This window comes from Sinorhizobium sp. Y406, assembly GCF_058732025.1.
In genome coordinates this window covers 2,318,816-2,344,261 of record NZ_CM178974.1, presented here as the reverse complement: position 1 = coordinate 2,344,261, position 25,446 = coordinate 2,318,816, and the positions used below count along the sequence as shown (strand labels likewise).

Annotated in this window: 21 protein-coding genes and 1 pseudogene; 12 read left to right on the top strand and 10 right to left on the bottom strand. The window is 61.7% G+C overall.

What is annotated here, in order from left to right; all coding sequences use genetic code 11:
* Positions 1-174: 174 nt before the first annotated feature.
* The 7 genes and pseudogenes from AC4P1R_RS11240 to AC4P1R_RS11210 form a co-directional block, all read right to left on the bottom strand.
* Positions 175-1,493 (bottom strand): annotated as a pseudogene (locus AC4P1R_RS11240) (glucoamylase family protein).
* Between the two features lie 20 nt (positions 1,494-1,513).
* Positions 1,514-3,979, bottom strand: coding sequence for a phosphoketolase family protein (locus tag AC4P1R_RS11235; RefSeq protein ID WP_492176938.1), 2,466 nt, complete (start codon positions 3,977-3,979; stop codon positions 1,514-1,516).
* A 298-nt stretch (positions 3,980-4,277) separates the two neighbouring features.
* Positions 4,278-4,622 (bottom strand): ArsR/SmtB family transcription factor, encoded by a 345-nt coding sequence (locus AC4P1R_RS11230; protein WP_069458061.1) that lies wholly within the window; start codon positions 4,620-4,622, stop codon positions 4,278-4,280.
* Positions 4,623-4,738: 116 nt separating this feature from the next.
* Positions 4,739-5,482: a HugZ family pyridoxamine 5'-phosphate oxidase gene (locus AC4P1R_RS11225; RefSeq protein ID WP_492176937.1), complete on the bottom strand. Its 744-nt coding sequence runs from the start codon at positions 5,480-5,482 to the stop codon at positions 4,739-4,741.
* A gap of 91 nt (positions 5,483-5,573) precedes the next feature.
* On the bottom strand, positions 5,574-6,623 hold the full coding sequence (choV, locus tag AC4P1R_RS11220) for a choline ABC transporter ATP-binding protein (RefSeq protein WP_069458059.1): 1,050 nt from the start codon (positions 6,621-6,623) through the stop codon (positions 5,574-5,576).
* Positions 6,620-7,465, bottom strand: a complete 846-nt coding sequence (gene choW, locus AC4P1R_RS11215; protein ID WP_069458058.1) for a choline ABC transporter permease subunit — start codon at positions 7,463-7,465, stop codon at positions 6,620-6,622. The genes choV and choW overlap by 4 nt, the downstream gene beginning before the upstream one ends.
* 147 nt (positions 7,466-7,612) lie before the next feature.
* Complete coding sequence (locus AC4P1R_RS11210) at positions 7,613-8,569, bottom strand: choline ABC transporter substrate-binding protein (RefSeq protein WP_492176936.1); 957 nt, start codon at positions 8,567-8,569, stop codon at positions 7,613-7,615.
* A gap of 287 nt (positions 8,570-8,856) precedes the next feature.
* Here AC4P1R_RS11210 and AC4P1R_RS11205 point away from each other — a divergent pair, with 287 nt between their 5' ends.
* From AC4P1R_RS11205 to AC4P1R_RS11175, 7 genes are all read left to right on the top strand, one after another.
* Positions 8,857-9,420: a thymidine kinase gene (locus tag AC4P1R_RS11205; RefSeq protein WP_492176935.1), complete on the top strand. Its 564-nt coding sequence runs from the start codon at positions 8,857-8,859 to the stop codon at positions 9,418-9,420.
* Between the two features lie 119 nt (positions 9,421-9,539).
* Complete coding sequence (locus tag AC4P1R_RS11200; protein WP_492176934.1) at positions 9,540-10,628, top strand: hypothetical protein; 1,089 nt, start codon at positions 9,540-9,542, stop codon at positions 10,626-10,628.
* A 61-nt stretch (positions 10,629-10,689) separates the two neighbouring features.
* Positions 10,690-11,838, top strand: a complete 1,149-nt coding sequence (locus tag AC4P1R_RS11195) for a hypothetical protein (RefSeq protein WP_492176933.1) — start codon at positions 10,690-10,692, stop codon at positions 11,836-11,838.
* A 3-nt stretch (positions 11,839-11,841) separates the two neighbouring features.
* Positions 11,842-13,758, top strand: a complete 1,917-nt coding sequence (locus AC4P1R_RS11190) for an AAA family ATPase (protein WP_492176932.1) — start codon at positions 11,842-11,844, stop codon at positions 13,756-13,758.
* A 52-nt stretch (positions 13,759-13,810) separates the two neighbouring features.
* Positions 13,811-15,100, top strand: coding sequence for a DUF6638 family protein (locus tag AC4P1R_RS11185; RefSeq protein WP_492176931.1), 1,290 nt, complete (start codon positions 13,811-13,813; stop codon positions 15,098-15,100).
* A gap of 3 nt (positions 15,101-15,103) precedes the next feature.
* Positions 15,104-16,321, top strand: coding sequence for a DUF2333 family protein (locus AC4P1R_RS11180; protein ID WP_492176930.1), 1,218 nt, complete (start codon positions 15,104-15,106; stop codon positions 16,319-16,321).
* Between the two features lie 96 nt (positions 16,322-16,417).
* Positions 16,418-18,097, top strand: a complete 1,680-nt coding sequence (locus tag AC4P1R_RS11175) for a formate--tetrahydrofolate ligase (RefSeq protein WP_492176929.1) — start codon at positions 16,418-16,420, stop codon at positions 18,095-18,097.
* 385 nt (positions 18,098-18,482) lie between these two features.
* Here AC4P1R_RS11175 and AC4P1R_RS11170 read toward each other — a convergent pair whose 3' ends face one another.
* Positions 18,483-18,992: a DUF1993 domain-containing protein gene (locus AC4P1R_RS11170; protein ID WP_069458049.1), complete on the bottom strand. Its 510-nt coding sequence runs from the start codon at positions 18,990-18,992 to the stop codon at positions 18,483-18,485.
* 302 nt (positions 18,993-19,294) lie between these two features.
* On the opposite strand from AC4P1R_RS11170, the gene AC4P1R_RS11165 reads away from it, so the two are divergent.
* A complete protein-coding gene (locus AC4P1R_RS11165) occupies positions 19,295-19,753 on the top strand; it encodes a YiiD C-terminal domain-containing protein (protein ID WP_492176928.1) in 459 nt (152 codons plus the stop codon).
* A 28-nt stretch (positions 19,754-19,781) separates the two neighbouring features.
* On the opposite strand, the gene AC4P1R_RS11160 is transcribed toward AC4P1R_RS11165, so the two are convergent.
* A complete protein-coding gene (locus AC4P1R_RS11160) occupies positions 19,782-20,594 on the bottom strand; it encodes an extensin-like domain-containing protein (protein ID WP_492176927.1) in 813 nt (270 codons plus the stop codon).
* A 258-nt stretch (positions 20,595-20,852) separates the two neighbouring features.
* On the opposite strand from AC4P1R_RS11160, the gene trpLE reads away from it, so the two are divergent.
* From trpLE to queF, 4 genes are all read left to right on the top strand, one after another.
* Positions 20,853-20,897, top strand: coding sequence for a trpE operon leader peptide TrpLE (trpLE, locus tag AC4P1R_RS11155; RefSeq protein ID WP_178385072.1), 45 nt, complete (start codon positions 20,853-20,855; stop codon positions 20,895-20,897).
* A 113-nt stretch (positions 20,898-21,010) separates the two neighbouring features.
* Positions 21,011-23,200, top strand: coding sequence for an anthranilate synthase (locus tag AC4P1R_RS11150; protein ID WP_069458046.1), 2,190 nt, complete (start codon positions 21,011-21,013; stop codon positions 23,198-23,200).
* Between the two features lie 174 nt (positions 23,201-23,374).
* Positions 23,375-24,292, top strand: a complete 918-nt coding sequence (locus AC4P1R_RS11145) for a cation diffusion facilitator family transporter (protein WP_492176926.1) — start codon at positions 23,375-23,377, stop codon at positions 24,290-24,292.
* 129 nt (positions 24,293-24,421) lie between these two features.
* A complete protein-coding gene (queF, locus tag AC4P1R_RS11140; RefSeq protein ID WP_069458203.1) occupies positions 24,422-24,886 on the top strand; it encodes a preQ(1) synthase in 465 nt (154 codons plus the stop codon).
* Between the two features lie 24 nt (positions 24,887-24,910).
* Here queF and AC4P1R_RS11135 read toward each other — a convergent pair whose 3' ends face one another.
* Positions 24,911-25,387: a GNAT family N-acetyltransferase gene (locus AC4P1R_RS11135; protein WP_151611542.1), complete on the bottom strand. Its 477-nt coding sequence runs from the start codon at positions 25,385-25,387 to the stop codon at positions 24,911-24,913.
* Between the last annotated feature and the right edge of the window lie 59 nt (positions 25,388-25,446).

Here is a 25,446-nt window from a genome sequence, read left to right as displayed (position 1 = left end):
TCAAATTATCAGCGCCTCTATCAGCGTCAAGCCTGCAGCTTTGTCGACCGATATGCCGTTGGTTGGTCCGGTATTATGGTTGCGTTTAGAGCCTGCAGCGGCCCGGCGAATTTCGACAGGATGCGCGCTGGGGTGGTTGAGCGGCAGAACGCCTTCGGTCCTTTCGTGAGCGTGTTATAGCCAGCCCCCGGTGAACCCAGCCCTGCGCAGCCCTGTCACTATGGGTGCGGATCGGCGCATTATGTCCCAGAGCAGGCCCGTCCGGTAGTTTTCGACCATCAGCACAACCGGCCCTTGGTCGACGCCGAAGTGGTACGGAGTTACCCACCATCCGGTCGGACTGTCTTTCACCACGAAAGACTGATTGAACGACGGCTTGAACCCGTACAGACGCGTCATGCCCAGGTTCATGCGGGCAAAGTTGCGGGTTGTCGGAATGACGATTCAGGCGCGAATGGCAGCGAAGCGATAACAACCCATGGTGAAACCGTCCCGTCGTCGGGCCCGAATGGAGCCCCTCGTGCGATGTAATCAAAGAACTCCCGCTTGACATCATTGACCACGCGCGTGACCCAACCGGGCCCGTCGCTCGCCGTGAATCCCCAACAATATTCCCCGTAGCCGGCGAAATTCATCGGATTGCGAATCGCATACTCCTGCTGCACGAACGTTGCATGCCGACTGTTCTCGAAATAGTCGCTGTCGTGCTGCCGCATGAACTCGTCGCGAATGCCTCGAAAATCCACCCACATATGCGACAGTTGGTGGGTGAAGAGCGGTCCAGAATAAAGCACATCACGGCCATAGATATTCCTCCATTCATAGGTGGCCGTGTAGGCGGCATATGATTCGGGCGGCAACGGATGGGTCGGCGAACCGAGCCCGAGGATGTAGAGCAGCAGTCCTTCGTCGTACCCACGCCAGCGGTGGGGAATGAAACCGCTTTCCGGGTGCCAACCGTGCGTCAGCGTCGGACCGCCATCGCGGGCCCAGTTCCAATCGGCACGCTCATAAAGCGTCGTCGCGAGTCGGCGGATTTCCGCCTCGTCGGCGGTGTCGCCATCGAAATAGGTTGCTACCGTCAGTGCGCCCGCCAACAGGAACGCCGTATCGATGGTGGACAACTCACATTGCCAAACGCGGCGGCCCGTTTCGATGTCCAGAAAATGATAGAAAAAGCCTTTGTAGCCGGAGGCGTCCGGCTCTGGTCCTTGCGGAAGTTCCGACAAGAATCGCAATCGCTTGCGAGTGATCTTCGCCGCGAATTCGCGGATGATGACGCCTCGTTCCACAACAACGGGAGTCGTCGCCAACGCCATGCCGATTGCCGCGATGCTTGCCGGGGCGTTCGGCTCTGTTTTGTCACGGACCAGGCCATTGTCCGGATTGGTGACTTGCAGGTAATACAGCAGCGTTGTGAACTGTAGCCGCCCCAGATCTTCATCGGTCGGCGGTCCATGGAGATCGGCGTCGGTCGAGAGCATCTCGGGCATGGTTTCCGCTTGAGTCGTCCTTAAATATTGTCCTCTTCAGTGGACGTGCCCCGAGGTTTGCCAGCCGCTCCCTTCAGGCCCCACTTCCAACCGCTGATGGCTGGCAGATCGTCGCCGTACTTCTGAATGTGTTGCCGGTGTTCGATCAGTTTCTCGTGGATTGCCTGCTTGAAGTAGGCAGCACGGGCCCCCAGTTGCGGCAGCCGGTCGATCACGTCCTCGACCAGGTGGAACCGATCCAGGTCGTTCAACACAACCATGTCGAATGGGGTGGTCGTCGTCCCTTCCTCCTTGTAGCCGCGAACATGCAGATTCTTGTGATTCGTGCGGCGGTACGTCAAACGGTGGATCAGCCATGGATAGCCATGGAAGGCGAAGATGATCGGCTTATCCTTTGTGAACAAGGCATCGAAGTCGCGGTTCGAAAGGCCGTGCGGATGCTCCTCCGACGGCTGCAGCTTCATAAGGTTCACCACGTTGATGACGCGCACCTTCAGGTCCGGCAGATGGTCACGGATCAATTCGACCGCTGCCAGCGTCTCGAGCGTCGGCACGTCGCCGCAACATGCCATCACGACATCGGGCTCGTTGCCCTTGTCATTGCTCGCCCATTCCCAGATCCCGAGGCCTTCGCTGCAATGCTTGATGGCCTCGTCCATTGTCAGCCATTGCGGGGCGGGCTGCTTGCCGGCGACCACGACGTTGATGTAGTTGCGGCTCCTGAGGCAATGATCCGTGACCGATAGAAGCGTGTTCGCGTCCGGTGGCAGATAGACCCGGATAACGTCGGCCTTCTTGTTGACGACGTGATCGATGAAGCCGGGATCCTGATGGCTGAAGCCGTTGTGGTCCTGACGCCAGACGTGGGAACTCAGGAAATAGTTCAGCGAAGCGATCGGCCGCCGCCAGGCGATTTCGTTGCACACCTTCAGCCATTTGGCGTGCTGATTGAACATCGAGTCGATGATGTGGATGAATGCTTCGTAGCAGGAGAAGAAGCCGTGGCGTCCGGTGAGCAGGTAACCTTCCAGCCACCCCTGGCATTGATGCTCACTGAGCACCTCCATCACCCGACCGTCCGGCGCCAGATGATCGTCCTCGGGATAGATCTCCGCCATGTAGCAACGGTTCGTGACCTCGAGCACATCCTGCCAACGATTCGAGTTGTTCTCGTCCGGGCTGAAAAGACGGAAGTTTCTGGCCTCGAGATTGAGCCTCATCACGTCGCGCAGAAAAGCGCCCATCACGCGCGCCGACTCCGCCGTGGTGGCGCCGGGGCTCGGAACGGCGACCGCATAGTCACGGAAGTCAGGCATCTTCAGGTCGCGCAGAAGCAGGCCGCCATTTGCATGCGGGTTGTCGCTCATGCGGCGGCGCCCCACGGGAGCGAGCGCCGCCAATTCCGGCTTCAGCCGGCCGTTGCCGTCGAAGAACTCTTCGGGCCGATAGCTCTTCATCCAGTCTTCGAGAATGCGGATGTGGCTTGGATTGTCCATGTCGCCCATCGGCACCTGATGCGAGCGCCAGTAATCCTCGCATTTCTTGCCGTCGATCTCCTCCGGGCAGGTCCAGCCCTTCGGCGTGCGCAAGACGATCATCGGCCAGTTGGGGCGCATGACCTTGCCGTTGGTGCGGGCATCGGTCCAAATTCGCTTGATTTCCGCGACCACGGCGTCGAGTACGCCGGCCAACTGCTGATGGACGGCCGCCGGGTCACGCCCTTCGACGAAATACGGCGCGTAACCCATGCCCTCGAAGAATTTCTGCAACTCGTCCCTGGGAATGCGGGCGAGAAAACAAGGATTCGCAATCTTGTATCCGTTGAGGTGGAGGATGGGGAGCACGCAGCCGTCGCGCGCCGGGTTCAGGAACTTGTTGCCGTGCCAGCCGGTCGCAAGCGGTCCGGTCTCGGCCTCTCCGTCCCCGACGATACAGGCGACGATCAGGTCGGGGTTGTCGAACGCCGCCCCATAGGCATGGCTCAAGGCGTAGCCGAGCTCGCCGCCCTCATGGATGCTTCCCGGCGTCTCTGGTGCAACGTGACTGGGGATTCCTCCCGGAAAGCTGAACTGCTTGAACAGCCGCTTCATGCCCTCCGCATCCTGGCTGATATTTGGATATACCTCGCTATAGGTGCCTTCCATGTAAGCGTGAGCTACCGAAGAAGGTCCACCGTGCCCCGGGCCAATCACGTAGATCATGTTGAGGTCATCGCGTTTGATGACCCGGTTGAGGTGGGCATAGAGCATATTCAGGCCCGGTGACGTACCCCAATGCCCGAGCAACCTCGGCTTGATATGCTCGCGCTTCAGCGGCTCCTTCAACAGCGGATTATCGAGGAGGTAGATCTGCCCGACCGAGAGGTAATTGGATGCTCGCCAATAGGCGTCGATCGCCCGCAGTTCTTCCTTCGAGAGCGGACGGGTTGCCGTTGAATCTTCGACAGGCTCATCGCTTATGCCCGGTGCCGTTCTGGTCGAAACCATGGGTCGCTCCTTTCAACACAAGCAAGCGCCGATCCAAGCCGTGGCCGGCAGCGATGCAGGGACGCCATTGGCCAAAGGAGAAGCCTTACCTCAATTTCGTCGGCCGGGCATTGCGTTGAATCAAAGCAGCCCTCCGTTGCGCTAAGCCGTTTTCTCCCCTTGTGGAGAGATGCCGGGCAGCGCAGATGGGGGGTGAAGCAACGATGAAAGGGTATGATGACACATGCGCGTACGCCCTCGCACAATGGCTCGTCGGGGCCAATACGGAGGTCGTCCAGATGGGTGGCGTACGGGGAAGTTACGCCGATTTGCGCAGGAGCGGCTTGTCTCCTACGGGGTGGCTGTGTTCGCCATAGATCTCGTCGAGCGCGCCCAGGATCTTCATGACCGCGTCGGAAGAGCTCGAGTAGTAGATCGTCTGCGCGTCCCGGCGAGTGCTGACCAGATTCTGCGCCCGCAGTTTCGAAAGGTGCTGCGAAAGGGCAGACTGACTCAATCCGACCTTGTTGGCCAATGCGCCCACTGCCATCTCTTCCTTGACGAGCGAGTCGAGGATGAGCAGACGTTTCGGATTTGCCATAGCAGAAAGAAAACCGGCTGCTGTTTCGGCTTCCTCGTGTTTTTCAGGCGAGAGAGGCTGCATTGCGTGCTCCATGCGATCACATCACACGTAGTTATGTTTGACGAAGCACGATAATTAGCCGTGATGCATAAAAGGGCAACCACCCACTGCAAGAAATGGGGGTAGCCAAGTGCGGTTTAGCGGTAAAGTTTTTTCAGGACAGGCCGCAACTCGGCTGCATTTTGTATCGGCGTCTCGAATTCAAGGCGCTTCAGCGCCTCGCCATCAGCGAGATCGAGACCGGCCGCATCGATTCCAACGAGCTTCCAGTCGCCACCGGATGCCCGGCAGTGAACCTTCGCGTAATGGTCTACTGCCTCGGCATGATCGGTATTCATGTGGTCGATTGCGCTCGCCTCCATCTCCGCGAGCGCGGCGGTCGCCGGTGAATCGATGACGAGATCGTCGGCCGTCAGCGCATAGGCACGGCCAAAGCCGCCATTGAGGCTCGCTCGCTGCGGTGTCAGGCGGAAAAAGCCGAAATCGGGGAAATCGATATAAAGTCCCGCTTTCGGGTGGCGCCGCAGGAAGCGTTCGCGGATGCGGGCGTGGTCGTCCGAATCGCGCCGGATCTCTTCAGCCTGGCATTGTACGGTCAGGCGCGGATGGGCGAGCGGATCGCCTTTGCCGGGTTCGCCCGTCAAGAGAGATGCGCGGTCGTCGGCGAGCAGCGCCTGGGTATGGGTCGACAGACGCGAGACCAGAACCACCGGCGCTCCGTCGACGTCGATGCCGAGCAGCACCCGGCTGACGAAGGGAAAGCCGCCGCTCTGAGGTTCGATCACCGCCAGCGCAACGCTCCGCGCCGATCGGAGCAGGACACGGGCGAGCTTGCGTGCCTCGTCATCGGTATCGCGCAGGACATTGGGTTTCTCGCTCATCGTCGCCTCCTTAACGGTCGGTGCATCATCCAAAATAAAAGGCCCGGAGCGTGCGCTCCAGGCCTTTTTCGAACGCATTGCATCGCCCGCGTCATTCCCTGCTGCGGTGGCGGGTAAGTCCTTCGACGATGTCCTGCGCATCGATGGTTCCGACGACCGCGCCGTTATCGACGACGCCGATGCTGCCCGGCTGACGCGACATGGCGTCGAGGATGTCGATGAGCGGCGTCGTGGGCCTGGCGGTGGCGGTCACTCCCGCGCCGGCGGTCGAGCGATCGATGCCGCTCTGCATCACGTCCTTCGCGGTCAGCATCGCGATCGGATTCATGTGTTGGACGAAGTCGGCCACATACTGGTTTGCCGGGTTCCTCACGATTTCCTGCGGCGTGCCGCACTGGATGATCCGTCCGCCCTCCATGATCGCGATGCGATTGCCGATGCGGAAGGCCTCGTCGAGGTCGTGGCTGACGAAGATGATCGTCTTCTTCAGTCGCCGCTGGAATTCCAGCAGCTCGTCCTGCAGGCGCGTGCGGATCAGCGGATCGAGCGCGGAGAACGGCTCATCCATCAGCAAAATGGGCGCGCCCGTCGCAAAGGCGCGGGCGAGGCCGACACGCTGCTGCATGCCGCCGGACAACTCGTTGACCTTACGGTCCGCCCACGCGCTGAGATTGACGAGTTCGAGCTGCTCGCCGACGCGCTTCTTGCGTTCGCCGTCCGGAACGCCGGCAAGTTCGAGTCCGAAGCCGACATTGTCGGCCACCGTCCGCCAGGGCAGAAGCGCGAACTGCTGGAATACCATCGAGACGGTATGCATGCGGAAGTCGCGAAGCGCCTTGGCATTGCAGCGATAGGGATTGAGCGAGCCGTTCGCCGTCTTGACCTCCACCTCGCCGCGCACGACCGGGGCAAGCCCGTTGACCGCTCGAAGCAGCGTCGATTTGCCGGAGCCGGAGAGACCCATCAGCACGAGGATCTCGCCTTCATGAATCGACAGCGAGGCGCCGGCGACGCCGAGCACATGACCGGAGGCCGCGCCGATCTCGTCCCGGCTCTTCCCCTGGTCGACCATCTCGAGCGCCACCTGCGGGTTCTTGCCGAAGATGATGTCGACATTCTTGAAAACGACGGCGTCTGTCATGCGCCTTCTCCTTCATCGGATGAGCGGAACAGACGATCGAGAACGATTGCGAGGATGACAATGCAGAGCCCGGACTCGAAGCCCCGGGCGATATTGACGGTGTTCAGAGCCCTGAGGACGGGCACGCCGAGGCCGTTGGCGCCGACCAGAGCGGCGATGACCACCATCGAAAGCGAGAGCATGATCGTCTGGGTAAGGCCGGCCATGATCTGCGGCATTGCGAAGGGCAGTTCCACCTTGCGCAGCACCTGCCAGGGCGTGGCGCCGAAGGATTCGGCGGCCTCGACCAGCGCGGGCGGCGTCGAGATGATGCCGAGGCGGGTTAGGCGGATCGGCGCGGGAATGGCGAAGATGACCGTGGCGATCAGGCCCGGCACCATCCCAAGACCGAACAGGATCAGTGCCGGGATCAGGTAGACGAAGGTGGGGATCGTCTGCATGAGGTCGAGGATCGGGCGCATGAAGGCATAGATCCAGGCACGCCGCGCCGCGGCGATGCCGAGTGGGATTCCAACGGCCATGCTGACGAAGGTGGCCGCGAGCACCAGCGCCAGCGTCTCCGTGGTTTCCTTCCAGTAGCCCTGGTTGATGATCAGCAGAAGGCCAAGACAGGTGAAGGCCGCGATGCCGATCGAGCGGCGGAACCACCAGGCAAGCGCGGTCACGATCGCGATGACGATGAGCGGGTGCGGCGTCTGGAGGATGTAGAGCAGAATGGAGATGATTGCCGACAGGAAGTTTGCAAGCTGGTCGAAGAACAGCTCGAAATTGGTTGTCAGCCAGTCGACGAAGGCCTTGGCCCAGCCGCCGATCGGAATGGGATGGTCAGTCAGGAATTCCACGGGATTGAATCCCTCTTGTCAGGGGTCGAACAGGATCGCATGGCGCCGTGCTAAGGGCAGGCTGCTGCCGCATGTATCCGCTTCCGGAAACATGCGGCACGCGTCAGTCCCCTTATGCACGTCGTCGGGGCGCGTGGCGTCAGGCCGTCAGAGGCCGAGCTCGGACTTGACCGCGGCCAGCCCGTCGGCGCCCTCCTTGGTGGTGACGCCCGCAAGCCATGGCTCGAGGACCTGGGGATTGGCCTTGAGCCATTCCGAGGCAGCCTTCTCCGGATCTTCGCCGTCGTCCAGGATCTTGCCCATGATCTCGTTTTCCATCTCGAGCGTGAATTTGAGATTCTTGAGAAGGGCGCCAACGTTCGGGCATTCCTCGGTGTAGCCGGCGCGGACATTGGTGTAGACCGTGGCTCCGCCGAAGTTCGGTCCGAAGATGTCGTCGCCACCGGAGAGATAGGTGAGCTTGAAGTTGGCGTTCATCGGATGCGGCTCCCAGCCAAGAAAGACGATCGGCTCGCCACCCTTCTCGGCGCGGGCGACCTGCGCCAGCATGCCCTGCTCAGAGGATTCGACCACTTCGAAGCCCTTGAGGCCGAAAGTGTCCTTCTCGACCATGTCGATGATCAGGCGGTTACCGTCATTGCCGGGCTCGATGCCATAGATCTTGCTGTCGAGCGCATCCTTCTCAGCGGCGATGTCCTTGAAGTCCTTGATACCGAGTTCCGCGCCCTTTGCGTTGGTCGCAAGCGTGTACTTGGCGCCTTCGAGGTTCTCGCGCACGGTCTCGACCGACTTATCCTCGCGATAGGGAGCGATATCGCCTTCCATCGTCGGCATCCAGTTGCCGAGGAAGACGTCGATGTCCTTGTTCTTCAGCGACGTGTAGGTAACCGGAACCGAGAGCACCTTCACATCCGTCTCGTAACCGAGCGCCTTCAGGATGGTCGTGGCCGTTGCCGTCGTCGCGGTGATGTCCGTCCAGCCGACGTCGGAGAAGCGCACGGGACTGCAGCTTTCCGGATCCGCCGCGACAGCGTTTCCGGCGGTCAGGGCCGCCACGCAAACGCTGCCCGCGAGCATGAGTTTGAGAGTGAGATTTCTTATCATCGTAGTCGTTCCCCTGCTTCCATTCTTGTTTAGCCAAACACCAATGGGACCGGAATTCAAGGCCTTGGTGCCCACGGCAGTGTATTGTCTCAATACGCTGAAGGGATGCACGGAGCGACGCGGAATGTCGCAATCCCCGCGAAACAAGGCGCGATGCGGCTATTTCATGTCCGGCGCCAGGACCGTCCGCAGCGCCTCGCGAAAAGCTGTGGGTCGCGTCGCCCGCGCTCTGGCCTTCCGCCCTTCGCCTCGTCATGTAACGGCTTGCGATTCCGGAGACGGGGCTCATGGCAAAACTCTATGCCGGCAAGAGCACGCTGCTGCTGCAGGCATCCTACAATTACCAGGAGCGCGGCCTGCGCGTCGTGATGCTGATCGCCGCTTTCGACGATCGCGCCGGCGTCGGCCGGATCGCCTCGCGCATCGGGCTCGACGCGGAGGCGATCCCGTTCCGCCGAGCAGAGGATCTCTACGCCCTTGTCGAGCGCATGAACGGCGACGGTTCCGGCGAGATCGCCTGCATATTCGTCGATGAGGCGCAGTTTCTCGGCGAGAACCAGGTCTGGCAGCTCGCGAGGGTGGCCGACCGTCTCGGCATCCCAGTGATGGCCTATGGCTTGAGGACGGATTTTAAGGGCAAGCTCTTTCCCGGCTCCATGGCGCTGCTCGCGATCGCCGACGAACTGCGCGAGGTACGCACGATCTGCCATTGCGGCCGCAAGGCGACAATGGTCGTGCGCCTCGACGGCAAGGGCAATGTCGTGCGCGAGGGCGCACAAGTCGACGTCGGCGGCAACGAGAAATACGTCTCCTATTGCCGCCGCCATTGGGAAGACCGGATGCAGGGGTGAAAAAAGCCCAACCGCGTCTTGTCCTCGCCTGTCGGACGTCCTTTATATAAGTGCAATCGATGGCTGAGTAATCTGGGCCGCTGACGTGCGTCTGTCGGTGCGGATCAAGGGGACGGAAAATGGCGACTCTTCAGAATTTTGACACCGAGATCGAGAAGACGAAGAGCGTCGTCGACGAGATGCGCGGCAAGCTTGAGCAGTCCGGCGTCGTTCTCGAGCAGTTCGCCAAGGCCGACACCAGGCTCGGTGACGTCGATTTCGACATCGAGAACGCCCGTATCCAGGACGTCATCAAGCAGCAGAAGGTGATGGAGGCCAATATCGCCGATCTGATCATCGGCCTCGAAGACGCGACCAATGTCTTTGGCGCCGAATTCGAGAGCATGAAGAGCTATACCGGCTACGAGAAGTTCATCGGCATCTTTTCCAAGCAGTCGATGCAGCGCATGCGTACCGATCGCGTGCGCAACATGTCGCTCGCCGGCAATCTGCAGGAGCTGCTTGCCAAGTCCGATATGATCGTCGGCATCCTGAAGGATCAGAAGTCGATTCTCGACCAGCGCTACAAAACCTCGGAGCAGAGCCTCATCCAGGTAATCGAGCGCCGCAAAGGTACGATGACGACTCTTGAGGAAACGCAGAAGAGGATCGAGGAACTCAATCCGCTGCTGCTCGATATCGAGAACCGGATCGCCGCCTCGACCGACCAGAGGACCCGCACCGACCTTGAGGCGGAGCGCTCCAGGCTCGCGACCGAATACAACGAGAAGCAGGCCAAGGAGCAGGAACTGCTTGCCGAGAGCCAGACGCTCGAGCGCTACACGGCGATGTTCCAGACCTTCGTCGACTCGCTCAACAACCAGATCGCGGCGCAGAACACGCTAATCAACAAGCTGACGATTGACACCGAACAGCGTATCGTCCTCTACAAGTCGCTCGAGGATTCCTTGAAGACCGCGGCGCAGCAGGATGTCGCCCACAAGATCAACACGCTCGGCAGCCAGGTCGACACCGCCGCCGAGGAAACCATGGCCGGGATCGGCGCCGCGGCCCAGCGCCACATCGGCGACCTGCTCGAAATGCATGAGAAGAACATGCAGGCGACACAGGATATCCAGCGGCGCAAGAAACTCGCCGACGACGCCTTTGCCCGCCGCTTCCAGGACGTAATGGAAAAGCACAATGCCGCAGATTACGTGAAGCAGTGATCGGCAAGGCGTCGATGATCCGATTTCCGGCCGCCCTTTGGCAGATGGCGGGAGGCGTTCGATGAGCGTTGCGATATCCTCGTCCGTCCGGCAATACTTCACCTCGATCCGGGCTGCGGTGGCGGGGCTGGAGCTGTTTCTCGGAGACCGAAACTCGCCGCTCTACCGCAATACGGTGGTGGGCGAGGTCATTGTTCCCTATCTGGCGCGGCTGAAGGCATCGATCACCTGCTGGGAGAACCGCATCGGCTTTGTCGAGCAGTTCCGCATCGCGCGTGCGGAGAGCGGCTATCCGACGTTCCAGAACGTGCTGGAACTCGAGAATGACCGCCAGAGCGCCGACAGGCGGCTGGCGAGTATTCCCTCTGCCGATGCGCTGCGCGAGGAAATGGTGGATTTCATCCTGCGGCACAAGGCCTTTCCCGATGCGCTGCAATCGCGGATGGCCGAGCGGCTTTATCTCGAGCAGATCGGCCAGGGGGATATCTTCTCGCCCTTCATCCTGCCGGAGACGATCCGGGTTGCTGTCAATCCGAAGACGATGCGGCCCTATTACGTCGTGTCCTGGGGCGCATTCGACGGCAGCCAGACCCTGCCGATGGTCTATATGGCGACGATCGAGGATTCATCGGAAAATATCGTCGAAATGCTGGTGACCAGGGACGGCAAGCTCAATCCCGACGTCGAGATCCCGCTGCCTGTCGGCGGACTGCTCAATCCGGAGCTTGCCAGCCGCTTCGACGATTTCGCTTCGAAGCACAGCGCCTATTCGCTGACGCCGGCAACGATCGCCACGACGCTCGACAGGGATTTTCCGGAACTGCATCCGAAGCAGCTTCGGCGCATCGTGCTTGGGCCGTTCTATTCGGCGGGGATCACCGAGAACAGCGCGAAGATCAACGAAATCCTCTCGAAGGTGCGCAAGACCGAGAATGCCTGGCTTTTGACCTGGACGGTGCAGGAGGTCTATTCCAAGGCGGAGCGTCCGGCCAAACACGGCTTCTGGTCCTCGACGCCGGCGCAGGAAGAATTCCATATCGACACCGACAATCTCGAGGCCGCCCGCATGGGGGTCAGCGCCTATGAGAAGCATGCGCTGGTGCCGCATGACGCCTATCAGGCGCTTTATGCTTCCGGCGAGGCGGCCGGGATTTTCGGTGATTACAAGGTACATGTGATTTCCGGTAACCAGGTGGTGAGCGAGGTTTGAGCGATGACTTTGAACGCGGGCCTGACGACGCTCCACGAGGACGACATTGCCAAGCACCAGGCGATCGCCCAGAGCCTCGTCACCAAGCTCATCATCCTCGAGCGGGTCGATGGTCCAAATGGCGCGCCGCTTGCCGGTACCGGGCGCCGCTTCGTCTCGACCGTGTCGACGGGCGGCCAGCGCCGCACGCGGGAGGTCGAGCTTGCCCGCACCGTTCAATCGATCCGCGGCGCAGATCCGCTACTCTCTCCGGCGCAGCACGCCGTGCTCTACCGCGCCCGCCGCGGCATCCAGGTGGCGCTGGCGGTTGCCGACGTATTCGCGCGGCAGACGAGTCTCGAACAGTTGCAGGCGCGCAATTCGACTGCACCGCTCGCCGGGGAGGATGCGGAGCGGTTCAAGGCGCTGCTTGCGGCGTCGGCCTATGTCGCCGCCTTCACGCTCGCCGCCTATCTCGGCGCGACCTTGCAGGGGGAGGGGGAGCCGGTCGACGATGCCGCCGAGCCGGACTTTCTTTTCGACACCCCCCAGGACGCCTTGAAAAGCATGGTGGCGGCGCTCGACCGCAGCATCGCGGGCGCGCCCGACGAGCTTGCCCTGACGGCCCGAACCCGCGCCTTTTCACGCGTGGCGATCGACGGATTGCTCGCCCGCAAGGCGCGCTTCACGGGATTGCAGAACTTCGAGACTGTGCACATCCGGCTCGACCAGGACGACTTCACTCTCAACGGCTTCGACGTCGCGCCCGGGCAGAAGCGCAAGCCGCTTGTGATGACCTTCAAGAAGCCGGAGGAGATCATCGGCAACCACATCGCCAAATATCAGGCGCTGAAGCTTGCCAAAATGCTGGTGGCCTATGACTTCGACCGGCAGATGAACCCGTTCGTCGAACTCGGCGGCTTCCTCTTCACCTTCATCGGCGACGGTATGCCGGGCACCGGCAAGACGATCCTGATACAGATGCTTGCCGGCATGCTGCACGACTATTGCGGCGTCGCCGGCTATGCCCTCCATTACGAGAACTTCGGTGTCGACCAGATTTCCTCATACCAGGGCAAATCGGGCCAGAACTGCAAGGAGTTCGTCAATAACGTCATGAACCCGCGCGCGATCGGTTTCGGCACGATCGACGATGTCGACCAGGTGACGGCGAAGCGTTCCGACGACCGCGCCTCGGCCGGTCAGCATGAGGTGACCGCGGTTCTAATGGAGAGCTTCGCCGGCGCCTCGACCGTCATTCGCGGCAATTGCACCTTCGGCATGTTTTCGAACCATCCGGAGAATGTCGACGATGCGCTGCGTCAGCGGGCCGGTGCGCGCTGGCTGGTCGACGGGCCGCAGACGGAGGCGGACTACATCGACATTTTTGCGCTGCTCGTCGGCAACAACCATCAGATCCCGTTGGGAGAGCACGAGCTCTATGCCGGCCAGGAAATCAAGCGGGCCGTCACGCAATCTTATGCGGCGCATTCGCGGCCGCAGGAGGATGGGCTCGTCGCCGTCTGGGAACGTTTTGAGAAGGAAAGGGGCAAGGTCGCCACGCTTGCCGATGTCGGTGCCTATCTGCATCGGATAAAGGAGGCCGAACCCCGCTTCACCGGCCGCGCCATCAGGAACATCACCGACGCGATCAAGATGCGGGCGATGGATGTCGAACTGCCGGACGACTGGTTCGAGGATGCGGCCTCCTTCATGCACAAATCCTATGAGGAGAAGAGGGCAATGATCGAGGATCTCCGCGGCCCGATCACCATCGACATGGTGCTGCAGGAAATCAACCGCTATGCCGACAGCGAATTCCGATACACTGACAAAACCGACGACGCAGCGATCGCCGACATCATTCGCCGCGAACGCCAGCGCGAGAAGGCGATCCACGAGATCGAGGCAATGAAGCGCGCCGGCAGGTGGCAGAGTTGATGGCGGCATTGGTCAGCGAACGGGACGTCCGCGTCTTGCGGAGCGTTCCACAATGAAGCGCCTCCTGGAAGCCGAGCTCATTTACGGGCGGCTGCTCGATATTTCCGAGCCGCACCTTATTGCGCGCTACAACAAGGCGCTCGAAGGCTTCGGCCTCAGGCCGACGGCGCTTCCGCGCTTCAGCATCGACATGACCGGCTTCTCGCCGGAGATTGCCTATGAATTGGGGGACCAGGATTATCTCGATCCCAATCGGGTGAACCGGCGCTTCATCATCCTGACGCCGGCGCAGGGGGAGCTGCCGGTGGTGCACACGAGCTTTTCCAACACTGCGGCGTTGATGCACGAATTCTTCAATGCAAACAGCCGTGCAATCCACGCGGTGACGATCAAGGACGCTCTCTATGGAGAGATCGAGGATACGGTCTCCGTCGTCAAGGACATCGACGATCTCTTGTCGATCAACGAGGTGCGGTTCCGGGTGCTCTCGGCCGAAGGCATGCTCGGCAAGGCGGCCGAACTTCGCGAGCTCATCGACCGTTTGAAGAAGGTGCCGAACGCCTGGGCGGACGACGCGATGCTCGGGCGGATGGTGGAACTGGCGCAGACGACCGGCGACATCCGGCAGAATGCACTGGTGCCCGACCAACTCATCTTCCGCCACCAGGCCTTCTGGGCGAACCACTTCGGCGGCGTCTATGTCTTCCTGGACGCGAAGACGACGACGGTGATCTGCGATCCGTCGGCGCCGGGCTTTCGTCGCTCGCGGCCCTGGCAGGTGAGTTATATCGCGATCTCCGATCATGCGCGCATCTACGATTTCCTGGCTGCGACGAACCGGCTGCAATTGCCGCAGGCCTCCTGGGTGGAGCACTCCGGCCTGTTCCAGCACCGGGCGGACGTGGCCGTTCGCGGGCTGATCAACGAGGCCGATCCGGACGCCGACCTGGTCAATGCCGATCGAATCTGGCTGCAGACGTGGATTCACCGCAATGCCGCGCTGGTAGCGCGGGACGGCATCTATCCTTTCCTGCAGGAAATGTCGCGGGCGATCGCCGCGACCGGCACGGTCAAAATGCAGGAAATCGCCCCGGCACATCGCTTCCTGCTGGTAAGGGCCGCGCCCGATCACCCGGACCAGTGGCTCGTCAACCGCCTCGTTTCACAACTCGTCCCGCGCGATTTCGTCTCGCGCTTCGTTTTCGACAAGCAGGGCTTCTACAGCGCTTATGAAGGCTACAGCGAAAAGTTTCGGGAATATGTTGTTGCGACGTTGACGGGCACATATCTCAAGGACAAGGCCGCCTTCCGCCACAAGCTCTACGGTCTCAAAGAGGAATAGAAGATGTTCGATCCGATCGTTGCGTTCTTTCAGCGTGTCTTCACGGCGATCGGCCGGGGCATCGGGTTGGTAGTGGCGTGGCTCGCCTGGCCCTTCGTCGCGCTTGGCAACTGGTACCGCGGAAGAAGTTGGATCATCAAAGGGCCAATCGCGCTCATCCTGCTCGCCCTTGTCCTCTTCTACGGCTATTTCATCTGGCAGACGCAGGCCTGGACCAATTTCGATCCGGATTACGTCGACCGCTACAAGCTCGCCGAACGCAAGACACCGGCCGGCTCGCCGGTCAGTGGTCCGGGGGCGACGACGACCGGGCAATCGGCCGATGTGACCCCCGCCAACCGGGCAGCGCTCGATGCAGGGACCTCGACGCCTGAATCGCTGGCCGTCGCGCAGCTGCCCGCCGGGACCGCCTGCCAGCACTCCGCAATCGTCGATGTTGCAGCCGATCTCATCGACTTCAATGTCAACCAGAACGCCTGGATATCCTCGATGCTTGCCTACAAGCTCGGCTTTTTCGGGCTCGACTGGGACGATACGCCCTGGCTCGACAACAAGGCATCGTTCCAGCGAGGCATCAATCAGGCGGTGCGGCGCACGGCCGTGGAACTGGTCGACTCGCTCGGCCGCGTCCGCGGCACTTCCGGAATCAACAACGACCTGCAGAGCGCGCGCGGCAATATCCAGTTCGACGAGGAGACCTGGTATTTCGGCATCAGCCCGTTCGGCCCGAAAACACCGACTCCCAGCTTCTATCGCGCCGCCATGCGCGACCTCAGGAAGTTCAATGTATCTCTCGGCAAGTGCGATGCGGTCTTCGATGGGCGGTCGGACAATCTGGTCGAATTCCTGGATCGCATCGCGAGCGACCTCGGCAATACGTCGGCGATCATTCGCGAGCGCTCCGAGTTGCACAATGGCGGCTGGTTCGACACGCGGGCGGACGACCGCTTCTGGTTCTCATTCGGCCAACTCTACGGCTATTACGGCATCCTGTCGGCGGCGGGCGCCGATTTCGAGAATGTCGTCACGCAGCGGGGGCTGACGCCGATCTATACGGAAACGATGAAGCAGCTTCGCGCCGCGCTGCGTATCCAACCGCTGATCATCTCGAATGGCCGCGAGGACGGCTGGATCATGCCGACGCACCTCGCAACCATGGGTTTCTACATTCTCCGTGTTCGGTCCAATCTCGTGGAAATGCGCGACATTCTTGCCCGCTGACGGACTTCATGTCAGCGTAAGAACAAGCAAACGCAAGCGCATTCGGCGGAGGAGGTTGAATGCGCGAGCCGTGCGAACACAAATTGAGGGGGAGCCATGGGGCACGTCAAATCCGACATCGAGATCGCGCGCGCCGCGACGAAGAAGCCGATCATGGAAATCGGTGCGAAGCTCGGCATTCCGCCGGAGCACCTGCTTCCCTATGGGCACGACAAGGCGAAGGTGAGCGCGGAGTTCATCGCCGCGCAGAAAGAAAGGAAGAACGGGCGGCTAATCCTTGTGACGGCGATCAACCCGACCCCGGCGGGTGAGGGCAAGACGACGACCACCGTCGGGCTTGGCGACGGTCTGAGCCGTATTGGCAAGAAGGCAATCGTCTGCATCCGCGAAGCTTCGCTCGGCCCCTGCTTCGGCATCAAGGGCGGTGCCGCCGGCGGCGGCTATGCCCAGGTGGTGCCTATGGAGGACATCAATCTACATTTCACGGGCGATTTTCACGCCATCACCTCGGCGCACAACCTGCTCGCTGCGCTGATCGACAATCACATCTATTGGGGCAACGAACAGGCGATCGATACCCGCCGCGTTGCCTGGCGGCGGGTGATGGACATGAACGACCGGGCGCTGCGCCAGATCGTCGGCGCGCTTGGCGGTGTTGCCAATGGCTATCCACGCGAGACGGGTTTCGACATCACCGTCGCCTCCGAAGTCATGGCGATCCTGTGTCTGGCGACGGACATCCGGGACCTCGAAAGACGCCTCGGCAACATCATCATCGGCTACCGGCGCGACAAGAGCCCGATTTTCGCCCGCGAGATCAAGGCGGACGGCGCCATGGCCGTGCTGCTCAAGGACGCCATGCAGCCGAACCTGGTGCAGACGCTCGAGAACAATCCGGCTTTCGTCCATGGCGGCCCTTTTGCCAATATCGCCCATGGCTGCAACTCGGTGGTGGCGACGACAACCGCGCTGAAGCTCGCCGATTACGTCGTGACGGAAGCGGGCTTCGGGGCCGATCTCGGAGCGGAAAAATTCTTCGACATCAAGTGCCGCAAGGCCGGACTCAAGCCGGACGCCGCAGTGATCGTCGCAACCGTCAGGGCGATCAAGATGAATGGCGGGGTGAGGAGGGAAGATCTCGGCAAGGAGAATGTCGAGGCCTTGAAGAAGGGGTGCGCCAATCTCGGGCGGCACGTGCAGAACGTCAAGAAATTCGGCGTTCCGGCACTGGTCGCGATCAACCATTTCACGACCGACACGGAAGCAGAGATCCAGGCGATCAAGGACTATGTGAGGACGCTCGGGTCCGAGGCGGTGCTCTGCAAGCACTGGGCCGAAGGCTCAGCTGGCATCGAGGATCTGGCCTTGAAGGTCGTCGAACTCGCCAATGCCGGCCATTCGCAGTTCTCGCCGCTCTATCCAGATGAAATGCCGCTCTTCCAGAAGATCGAGACCATCGCCAAGGATATCTACCATGCGAGCGAGGTCATCGCCGACAAGCTGGTGCGCGAGCAGCTCCGGACCTGGGAAGACCAGGGCTATGGCCATCTGCCGATCTGCATGGCCAAAACGCAATATTCCTTTTCCACCGACCCCAACCTGCGCGGCGCACCGAGCGGGCATGCGGTGCCGATCCGCGAGGTGCGGCTCGCGGCAGGCGCCGGCTTCATCGTCGTCATCACCGGCGAGATCATGACAATGCCGGGCCTGCCGAAAGTGCCCTCGTCCGAGAGGATCCGCCTCAACGAAGCTGGCTACATCGAAGGGCTGTTTTAACGCATCGGCCCGAGAATCGTACCCGAGTTTCGGAAAGCTCGATGCGCAGATTCAAAGAGTTACAGCGACCTTGGACCTTTGCGCGTCTGAAAAGACGCGCTGCGCCGTAGATCCTGGCCTAGCCCGCATTCTCACACTCCTTGTGCCCTGCGCCGGTTCAAAATGGGGACAGGGTAGGAGAATGGTGCAGCCCGATGTGGCTCATCGGGCAAGTCATGCGACGCACACAGTCGCCATTTTCAACCGGCCCGCAGGGTTGGATTATGGCGGCTGCCTCCGGGCGAAAGCCGCTCAACCGTAGGACGGGCTACGCTTTTCGCGGCTTTCGCCTGCATCCAACTCGCCAAAATCCAACGCAAGGCGCAAGGAGTGTGAGAAATGCGGGCTAGCCGAGGTGGCCGATGAAGTCCGCCTTGCCGATCGGTACGCCTTTGTGGCGCAGGATGTCGTAGGTGGTGGTGACGTGGAAATAGAAGTTCGGCAGCACGAACTGCAGGAGGTAATCGCCGCCGCTGAACGTCACCTTGAGGTTGGGGAAGCTGAGCGTCACCTCACGGGTCTCGCTGCCGTCGAGATGCTCGGGTTTCACGGTCTCGATAAAGGCCATCGTCCTGGCGATCCGCTCGTGCAGTGCCGCGAAATCCTGTTCGTCATCGGGAAGGCGTGGCGCCTCGAGCGTCGTCAACCGCCCGATCGCGTTCTTCGCCGTGTCGCTCGCCCGCTGAATCTGGCCAGCGAGCGGCAGCATGTCCGGCGCGAGCCGCGCGTCGAAGAGCTCCGCGAGCGGCATGCCCCTCTCGGTGGCGAACGCTTCGGCCTTGCCCAGAAGTCCGTCGAGGGCCGTAAAGCCGCGGGTGAAGGCGGGGACGATGAGTGCGTACATGGGGAGCGGCATGGATGTTCCTCGATAGGTTTGTGCTTGCAGAAAAATGCTTGGCCGCCATTAGATCGTGGCGGTTGGGAGAGGTTTCAATCGGGCGCGGCGAGGTTTGCGCGAAAAGAGGCCGCAACGTGCCGTAGCTCGGCTCCCGATTGCAGCGCCGCGAGTCTTTCAGACGCTTTCAGACGCGCAAAGGACGCTGTAACGCTTTGAATCTGCGCATCGAGCTTTCCGAAAATCGGGTACGATTTTCGGGCCGATGCGGTAGAGGTGAGTTCTGCCCGGCCACTGGTCCGTGGCCAACCATAGGAGGCATTATGACACCCTCGGAACTGCGGGAATACCTCCATGCCCATATTCCGCTCTCCGCCGCCATGCAGGTCGAGGTGGCGGCGCTGGAGTGGGGGCATGTGGTTCTTCAGGCACCGCTCGCACCGAACATCAACCATCGCGAAACGGTCTTCGGCGGCAGCGCCTCGGCGCTGTCGATCCTCGCCGCCTGGTCGCTCCTCCATCTGCGGCTGCGGTTGAGCGGCGTCAACAGCCGGTTGGTGATCCAGAGCAACCGCATGGATTACCTGAAGCCCGTCGCCGGCGGCTTTTCGGCGCGCTCGAGCCTTGAAGACCCGGATCAATGGCCGGGGTTCATGCGCCTCCTGGAGCGGCACGGCCGCGCGCGACTGACGGTCACGGCCGAGCTCATGGGCGAAGGAGAGGTCGCGGGATGCTTTTCCGGCGAATTCGTCGCGCTCGGGTACGAGAGTGGGGGCGGCTGAGGGGAGATTCGTCGCTGATGCAATATTGTCAACGGCAATACCGATAACCGTTCTTCCGTTCGATGACGTCGAAATGCAGATGCGTCTCGTGCGCCGCATCGCTGCCGGGATCGAGCACGGTGGTGAAATAGAGGCAGGCGGTGGCGGTGATGGCGCGCTGAAAGGCGCCGGTTAGCGTACCGTCGTCGTCGCGCGGCTGGATGTCGATCGTTTTGCCATCCTTCAGTGTGATGGAGGCAATATCGATGGCGTTGCCACGCGCGTGTTCGGATATCTTGCCGGTGCTGCCGTTTTTCCTGAGACGGCAGACGTAGGAAGAGGCCTGATTGAGGCTCCCGATGGCCGCATCCGGGCCGAAGGCGACCTTCGCGGCCGGAGCCGCGGTCTCCCTGGTCCAACGGGCAAGCGCCAGCGCCGTTTCGCAGCGCATCGTGCCCTCCGGCTTCAGCGACGTGCCCGGCAGAATTTCGTTGACTTCGATCGGCTTGTCGATGCCGCAACCCTTGCCGTCGTCGATGCGCGCGCCTTCGGTGAATGAGGCGCCGAGGGTGCGAAGCGCGGCGAGGCAGGCTCGGTAGGCACCTTCATCTTCCTTCTCGATTTCGACGATCACCGGCGGCACGGCGTCAATGGCATCGTCCTTCCAGCCGGCAGGCAAGTCGCGGCCGGACTCGGTCTTCCCGGTTGCGGAACTGTCATTGTCGGTCGGCGCCGCAGGTTTCGGCGCCGGAGTCGGCTTACTGCTGTTTTCGGGTTTCTCCGCTGGCACCGGCCCCTGCTGAGGCAGGGTCGCGCCGCAGGCGATCAAGGAGCAGAGCAATATGAGTCCGGCGTGGCGCATGCGGGGACCTTCCGTTCGCGTCGCGGTCGAACGTGCCGAGCGCAAGGGAACAATCCTCCGTCAAAATGTGCTGAAACTGAGGAGAGGGGTATACTCGCAGCCGTCGCAATATCATTCCGAGCCGAGACGCACCTTCCGGGACTCTCTGGTCAGCGCTTCTGAGGTCCGGAAGGCTGGACGGTCCGGCGGTGGCCGTTCTATTCAACCAATGCTTTTCCCGCTTGCACGCCGTCCAAAGGCAGGCTAACAGTTTCGCCCATGGCAACCGCACGCAACATTTCGGTCTGGTGGTGGGTCCGCTGAAGCGGCCTTGACCAGTCATGCGTGATTGAGACATGAAGCCGCCCGGAGATTTCGAGGCGGCTTTTTCGTATTCGGGCCGCGTGGAAAGACCGGGCTTTGACGGAGCGAGACGAATGGCAACGGTAATTCTGGAAGACGGCGCGGAAAGCTACACCACCCGGGGCGGCATCGTCGTCACCCGCAGGCGGCGCGAAGCCTCCTATACGGACGCGATCGCCGGCTATGTCGAGAGGCTCGACGAGAGACGCGGCGCTGTGTTCTCCTCCAACTACGAATATCCCGGCCGTTACACCCGCTGGGACACTGCCGTCGTCGATCCGCCGCTTGCCATTTCTTCGTTCGGCCGTTCGCTCTGGATCGAAGCCTATAATGAGCGCGGCGAAGTGCTGCTGGCGCTTGTCGCCGAGCACCTGAAGTCCGTGGTCGACATCACGCTCGGGGACCGGACCGCGCGCCGTCTCGACGTTACCATCGACGAGCCCGACCGCGTTTTCACCGAGGAAGAACGCTCGAAGATGCCAACCGTCTTCACCGTGCTCCGCGCGGTGACCAACCTCTTCCATTCGGAAGAGGATGCGAGCCTCGGCCTCTATGGCGCCTTCGGCTACGATCTCGCCTTCCAGTTCGACTCGATCGAACTCAAGCTTGAGCGGCCGCAGGACCAGCGCGACATGGTCCTCTTCCTGCCCGATGAGATCCTCGTCGTAGATCACTATGCGGCAAGGGCCTGGATCGACCGCTATGACTTTGCGGGAGGTGGACTTTCGACCGAAGGCAAGGCGGCCGACATCGCGCCGGAACCGTTCCGCATCGTCGACAGCATTCCGCCGCACGGGGACCATCGGCCGGGCGAATATGCCGAGCTTGTCGTCAAGGCGAAGGAGAGCTTCCGCCGCGGCGATCTTTTCGAAGTGGTTCCGGGGCAGAAGTTCTACGAGCGCTGCGAAAGCCGCCCTTCGGAAATCTCCAACCGGCTGAAGGCGATCAATCCGTCGCCTTATTCCTTTTTCATCAACCTCGGAAACCAGGAATATCTCGTCGGTGCCTCGCCGGAGATGTTCGTGCGTGTGTCTGGCCGCCGCATCGAGACCTGCCCGATTTCCGGGACAATCAAGCGCGGCGACGATCCGATTGCCGACAGCGAGCAGATCCTCAAGCTCCTGAACTCGAAGAAGGACGAGTCCGAGCTCACCATGTGCTCGGATGTGGATCGCAACGACAAGAGCCGCGTCTGCGTGCCGGGATCGGTGAAGGTGATCGGCCGCCGTCAGATCGAGATGTATTCGCGGCTGATCCACACGGTCGATCATATCGAGGGGCGCCTGCGCGACGATATGGACGCCTTCGACGGCTTTCTGAGCCATGCCTGGGCGGTGACCGTGACCGGGGCGCCTAAGCTCTGGGCGATGCGCTTCATCGAGAGCCACGAGAAGAGCCCGCGCGCCTGGTATGGCGGCGCGATCGGCATGGTCGGCTTCAATGGCGACATGAACACCGGCCTGACGCTGCGCACGATCCGGATCAAGGACGGGATTGCCGAGGTGCGGGCGGGCGCGACGCTGCTTTATGATTCCAGCCCCGAAGAGGAAGAAGCCGAAACCGAACTGAAGGCCTCCGCCATGATTGCCGCCATTCGCGATGCGAAATCCACCAACAGCGCCAAGGCCGCGCGCGACGTGGCCCCGGTCGGCGCCGGGGTCAACATCCTGCTCGTCGACCACGAGGACAGCTTCGTCCACACGCTGGCCAATTATTTCCGCCAGACCGGTGCTACCGTCACGACGGTGCGCACGCCGGTCGCCGAGGAGATCTTCGATCGGGTCAAGCCGGACCTCGTCGTGCTTTCGCCCGGCCCCGGCAGCCCGAAGGACTTCGACTGCAAGGCGACGATCAAGAAGGCGCGGGCGCGCGAGTTGCCGATTTTCGGCGTCTGCCTCGGCCTGCAGGCGCTGGCGGAAGCTTATGGCGGAGACCTTCGGCAATTGGCGATCCCAATGCATGGCAAGCCCTCGCGCATTCGGGTGTTGGAACCGGGCATCGTCTTTTCCGGCCTCGGCCGCGAGGTGACGGTCGGACGCTACCATTCTATCTTCGCCGACCCATCGAGCCTGCCGCGTGAGTTCACGATAACGGCCGAGAGTGAGGACGGCACGATCATGGGCATCGAGCACATGAAGGAACCCGTGGCCGCGGTGCAGTTTCACCCCGAATCGATCATGACGCTCGGCGGTGACGCCGGCATGCGGATGATCGAAAACGTGGTGGCGCATCTGGCCAAGCGCGCGAAGATCAAGGCGGCCTAGGGCGACACATTTCGACTACCTGCGGCAGAGGCGCGCGGGCGGTGACCGCCCTTTGACAATCCGTCCGAAATCGCCCATGGTGACGACGACCCGCCTGCGCGAAAACCCGCGCGGGCGGTTTTGCGTTTGAATAGGCATGCATTTGCAACTCGTTTGCATCTGCAGAGGAATGAGATGACCGCGCCCGACAACCGAACAGTCCTGAGGCTCGCCTTCTGGGGCATGCCGCTTTCTCTTGGCGTCATGGGGCTGAAGATGCTCGCCTGGTGGGTGACGGACTCGGTGGCTCTTCTCTCGGACGGACTGGAATCCACCGTCAACGTCATCGCTGCGGTGATCGCCTATATGATGATCGGCTATGCCGCGAAGCCGGCGGATGCGACACACCCGTTCGGCCACCACAAGGCGGAGTATTTTTCCGCGGTCATCGAAGGCGTGCTGATCGTCGTCGCGGCGCTCCTGATCATCTGGGAGGCTGTGCCGGAGATGATGGCGCCCTCCATGCTGGATGCGCCCGCACTCGGTCTTGCGATCAATTTCGGTGCCGGCGTGATCAACGCCGCCTGGGCCTATCTGTTGATCCGGGCGGGCAGGCGCCATCGCTCGCCGGCGCTCAGCGCCGATGGTCACCATATCGTGTCGGATGTCGTGACCTCGGCGGGCGTGCTTGTCGGCCTTCTCCTGGCACTTGCCACCGGTTACGCGATCCTCGATCCGCTGCTTGCGGTGGTCGTCGCCGGCAATATCCTCTGGCAGGGCTGGAAGGTCATCTCGCGCTCGATCGACGGGCTGATGGACAGGGCCGTGCCGGCGCAGGAAGAGGAGGCGATCAAGCGGGCCATCGCGGACAATGCCGAGGGCTCGCTCGGCGTTCACGACTTAAAGACGCGGCAGGCGGGCCCGGCGACCTTCGTGGATTTTCACATGGTGGTGCCGGAGGCGATGCCGGTTGGCGAAGCCCATGATATATGCGATCGCATCGAGGATGCGATCCGTGTCGTTCACCCGGGGGCGCGGATCGCCATTCACGTCGAGCCGGAGGGCGAGAAGGCGCACGGCGTGCGCGTCAAGACCACGGGACCGCGCGGCTGACTGGACGTGCAATGCTGTCGCACTATGAATTGCCGCCTGATAGGTTAGGCATCATTCAGGGGCATTAAGGAGAAGAGTGGGCGGTGCGCCCCATCCAGCGTCTCGATCACAGATTGGAGCATGACGGAAATGACGAAGACGGACGTATCAGGACTTTCGCAACTCGGCGCGAAAGTAGATCTGCCGCAAAGCCCGGAAGAGGCCGAACTGGAAAGGGTGCCGAGCGGCCACGCCGGCACGGATTTCGTCGTCCGCTTCACCGCGCCGGAGTTCACGTCGCTCTGCCCGATGACGGGACAGCCGGACTTCGCGCACATCGTCATCGACTATGTGCCGGATGGCTGGCTGGTCGAGTCGAAGTCGCTGAAACTGTTCCTGCATTCTTTCCGCAATCACGGCGCCTTCCATGAGGATTGTACCATGGAAATCGCCAAGCGGCTGGTATCGCTGCTTTCGCCGAAATGGCTCAGGATCGGCGCCTATTGGTACCCGCGCGGCGGCATCCCGATCGACGTCTTCTGGCAGACCGGCAATCCCCCTGGAGGCGTTTGGCTGCCGGACCAAGGCGTGCCGACCTATCGCGGCCGCGGGTGACGCGCGCCCGAACAGGCGCACCGATCAGAGAAGCTTGGAGAGACCGACCTTTTCAAGATCGGTCTCAAGGATGGGGTCGAACAGCACCTTCCGCCAGGTTTCACGATAGCCGAGATGGCGATAGAGCTGGAGCGCCCGCTCGTTCCGGACGGCAACCTGAATATGCGCCTCCGCATATCCTCGGCCGGCGATCTGCGCTTCGAGCGCTCCGATCAGGGCCGATCCGGCGCCGCGCCCTTCGAAGGCCGGCGCGATCCAGATATCGCTGATCGTATTGTCGTTGCACTCGCATGCACCGATCCCCGCGGCTGCGCCGCCGATCTCGGCCACCACCACGCGTGGCCCCAGTTCTTGCAGAAACGGCAGGAAAGGATTGGTTGCGGCAATCCTGGTCGCCACCGTCTCGGTCACGAGTGGCGCTATCCCCTTCAGCCAGGCTGAAAGGCCGATTGCGGCAAGGGTGCCGATCTCCTCGGGGAGTGCAGGGCGGATCACCAGCATTCATTCAGCCATTTTCCCGAACGGCCGGGCATGGACCCGCCCCTTCGCTCTTCATTTGC

Bases quoted from the DNA above. Each gene is read 5' to 3' on its own strand.
- AC4P1R_RS11235 (WP_492176938.1), bottom strand. From the start codon at position 3,979: ATGGTTTCGACCAGAACGGCACCGGGCATAAGCGATGAGCCTGTCGAA.
- AC4P1R_RS11230 (WP_069458061.1), bottom strand. From the start codon at position 4,622: ATGCAGCCTCTCTCGCCTGAAAAACACGAGGAAGCCGAAACAGCAGCC.
- AC4P1R_RS11225 (WP_492176937.1), bottom strand. From the start codon at position 5,482: ATGAGCGAGAAACCCAATGTCCTGCGCGATACCGATGACGAGGCACGC.
- choV (WP_069458059.1), bottom strand. From the start codon at position 6,623: ATGACAGACGCCGTCGTTTTCAAGAATGTCGACATCATCTTCGGCAAG.
- AC4P1R_RS11210 (WP_492176936.1), bottom strand. From the start codon at position 8,569: ATGATAAGAAATCTCACTCTCAAACTCATGCTCGCGGGCAGCGTTTGC.
- AC4P1R_RS11205 (WP_492176935.1), top strand. From the start codon at position 8,857: ATGGCAAAACTCTATGCCGGCAAGAGCACGCTGCTGCTGCAGGCATCC.
- AC4P1R_RS11200 (WP_492176934.1), top strand. From the start codon at position 9,540: ATGGCGACTCTTCAGAATTTTGACACCGAGATCGAGAAGACGAAGAGC.
- AC4P1R_RS11195 (WP_492176933.1), top strand. From the start codon at position 10,690: ATGAGCGTTGCGATATCCTCGTCCGTCCGGCAATACTTCACCTCGATC.
- AC4P1R_RS11190 (WP_492176932.1), top strand. From the start codon at position 11,842: ATGACTTTGAACGCGGGCCTGACGACGCTCCACGAGGACGACATTGCC.
- AC4P1R_RS11185 (WP_492176931.1), top strand. From the start codon at position 13,811: ATGAAGCGCCTCCTGGAAGCCGAGCTCATTTACGGGCGGCTGCTCGAT.
- AC4P1R_RS11180 (WP_492176930.1), top strand. From the start codon at position 15,104: ATGTTCGATCCGATCGTTGCGTTCTTTCAGCGTGTCTTCACGGCGATC.
- AC4P1R_RS11175 (WP_492176929.1), top strand. From the start codon at position 16,418: ATGGGGCACGTCAAATCCGACATCGAGATCGCGCGCGCCGCGACGAAG.
- AC4P1R_RS11170 (WP_069458049.1), bottom strand. From the start codon at position 18,992: ATGCCGCTCCCCATGTACGCACTCATCGTCCCCGCCTTCACCCGCGGC.
- AC4P1R_RS11165 (WP_492176928.1), top strand. From the start codon at position 19,295: ATGACACCCTCGGAACTGCGGGAATACCTCCATGCCCATATTCCGCTC.
- AC4P1R_RS11160 (WP_492176927.1), bottom strand. From the start codon at position 20,594: ATGCGCCACGCCGGACTCATATTGCTCTGCTCCTTGATCGCCTGCGGC.
- AC4P1R_RS11150 (WP_069458046.1), top strand. From the start codon at position 21,011: ATGGCAACGGTAATTCTGGAAGACGGCGCGGAAAGCTACACCACCCGG.
- AC4P1R_RS11145 (WP_492176926.1), top strand. From the start codon at position 23,375: ATGACCGCGCCCGACAACCGAACAGTCCTGAGGCTCGCCTTCTGGGGC.
- queF (WP_069458203.1), top strand. From the start codon at position 24,422: ATGACGAAGACGGACGTATCAGGACTTTCGCAACTCGGCGCGAAAGTA.
- AC4P1R_RS11135 (WP_151611542.1), bottom strand. From the start codon at position 25,387: ATGCTGGTGATCCGCCCTGCACTCCCCGAGGAGATCGGCACCCTTGCC.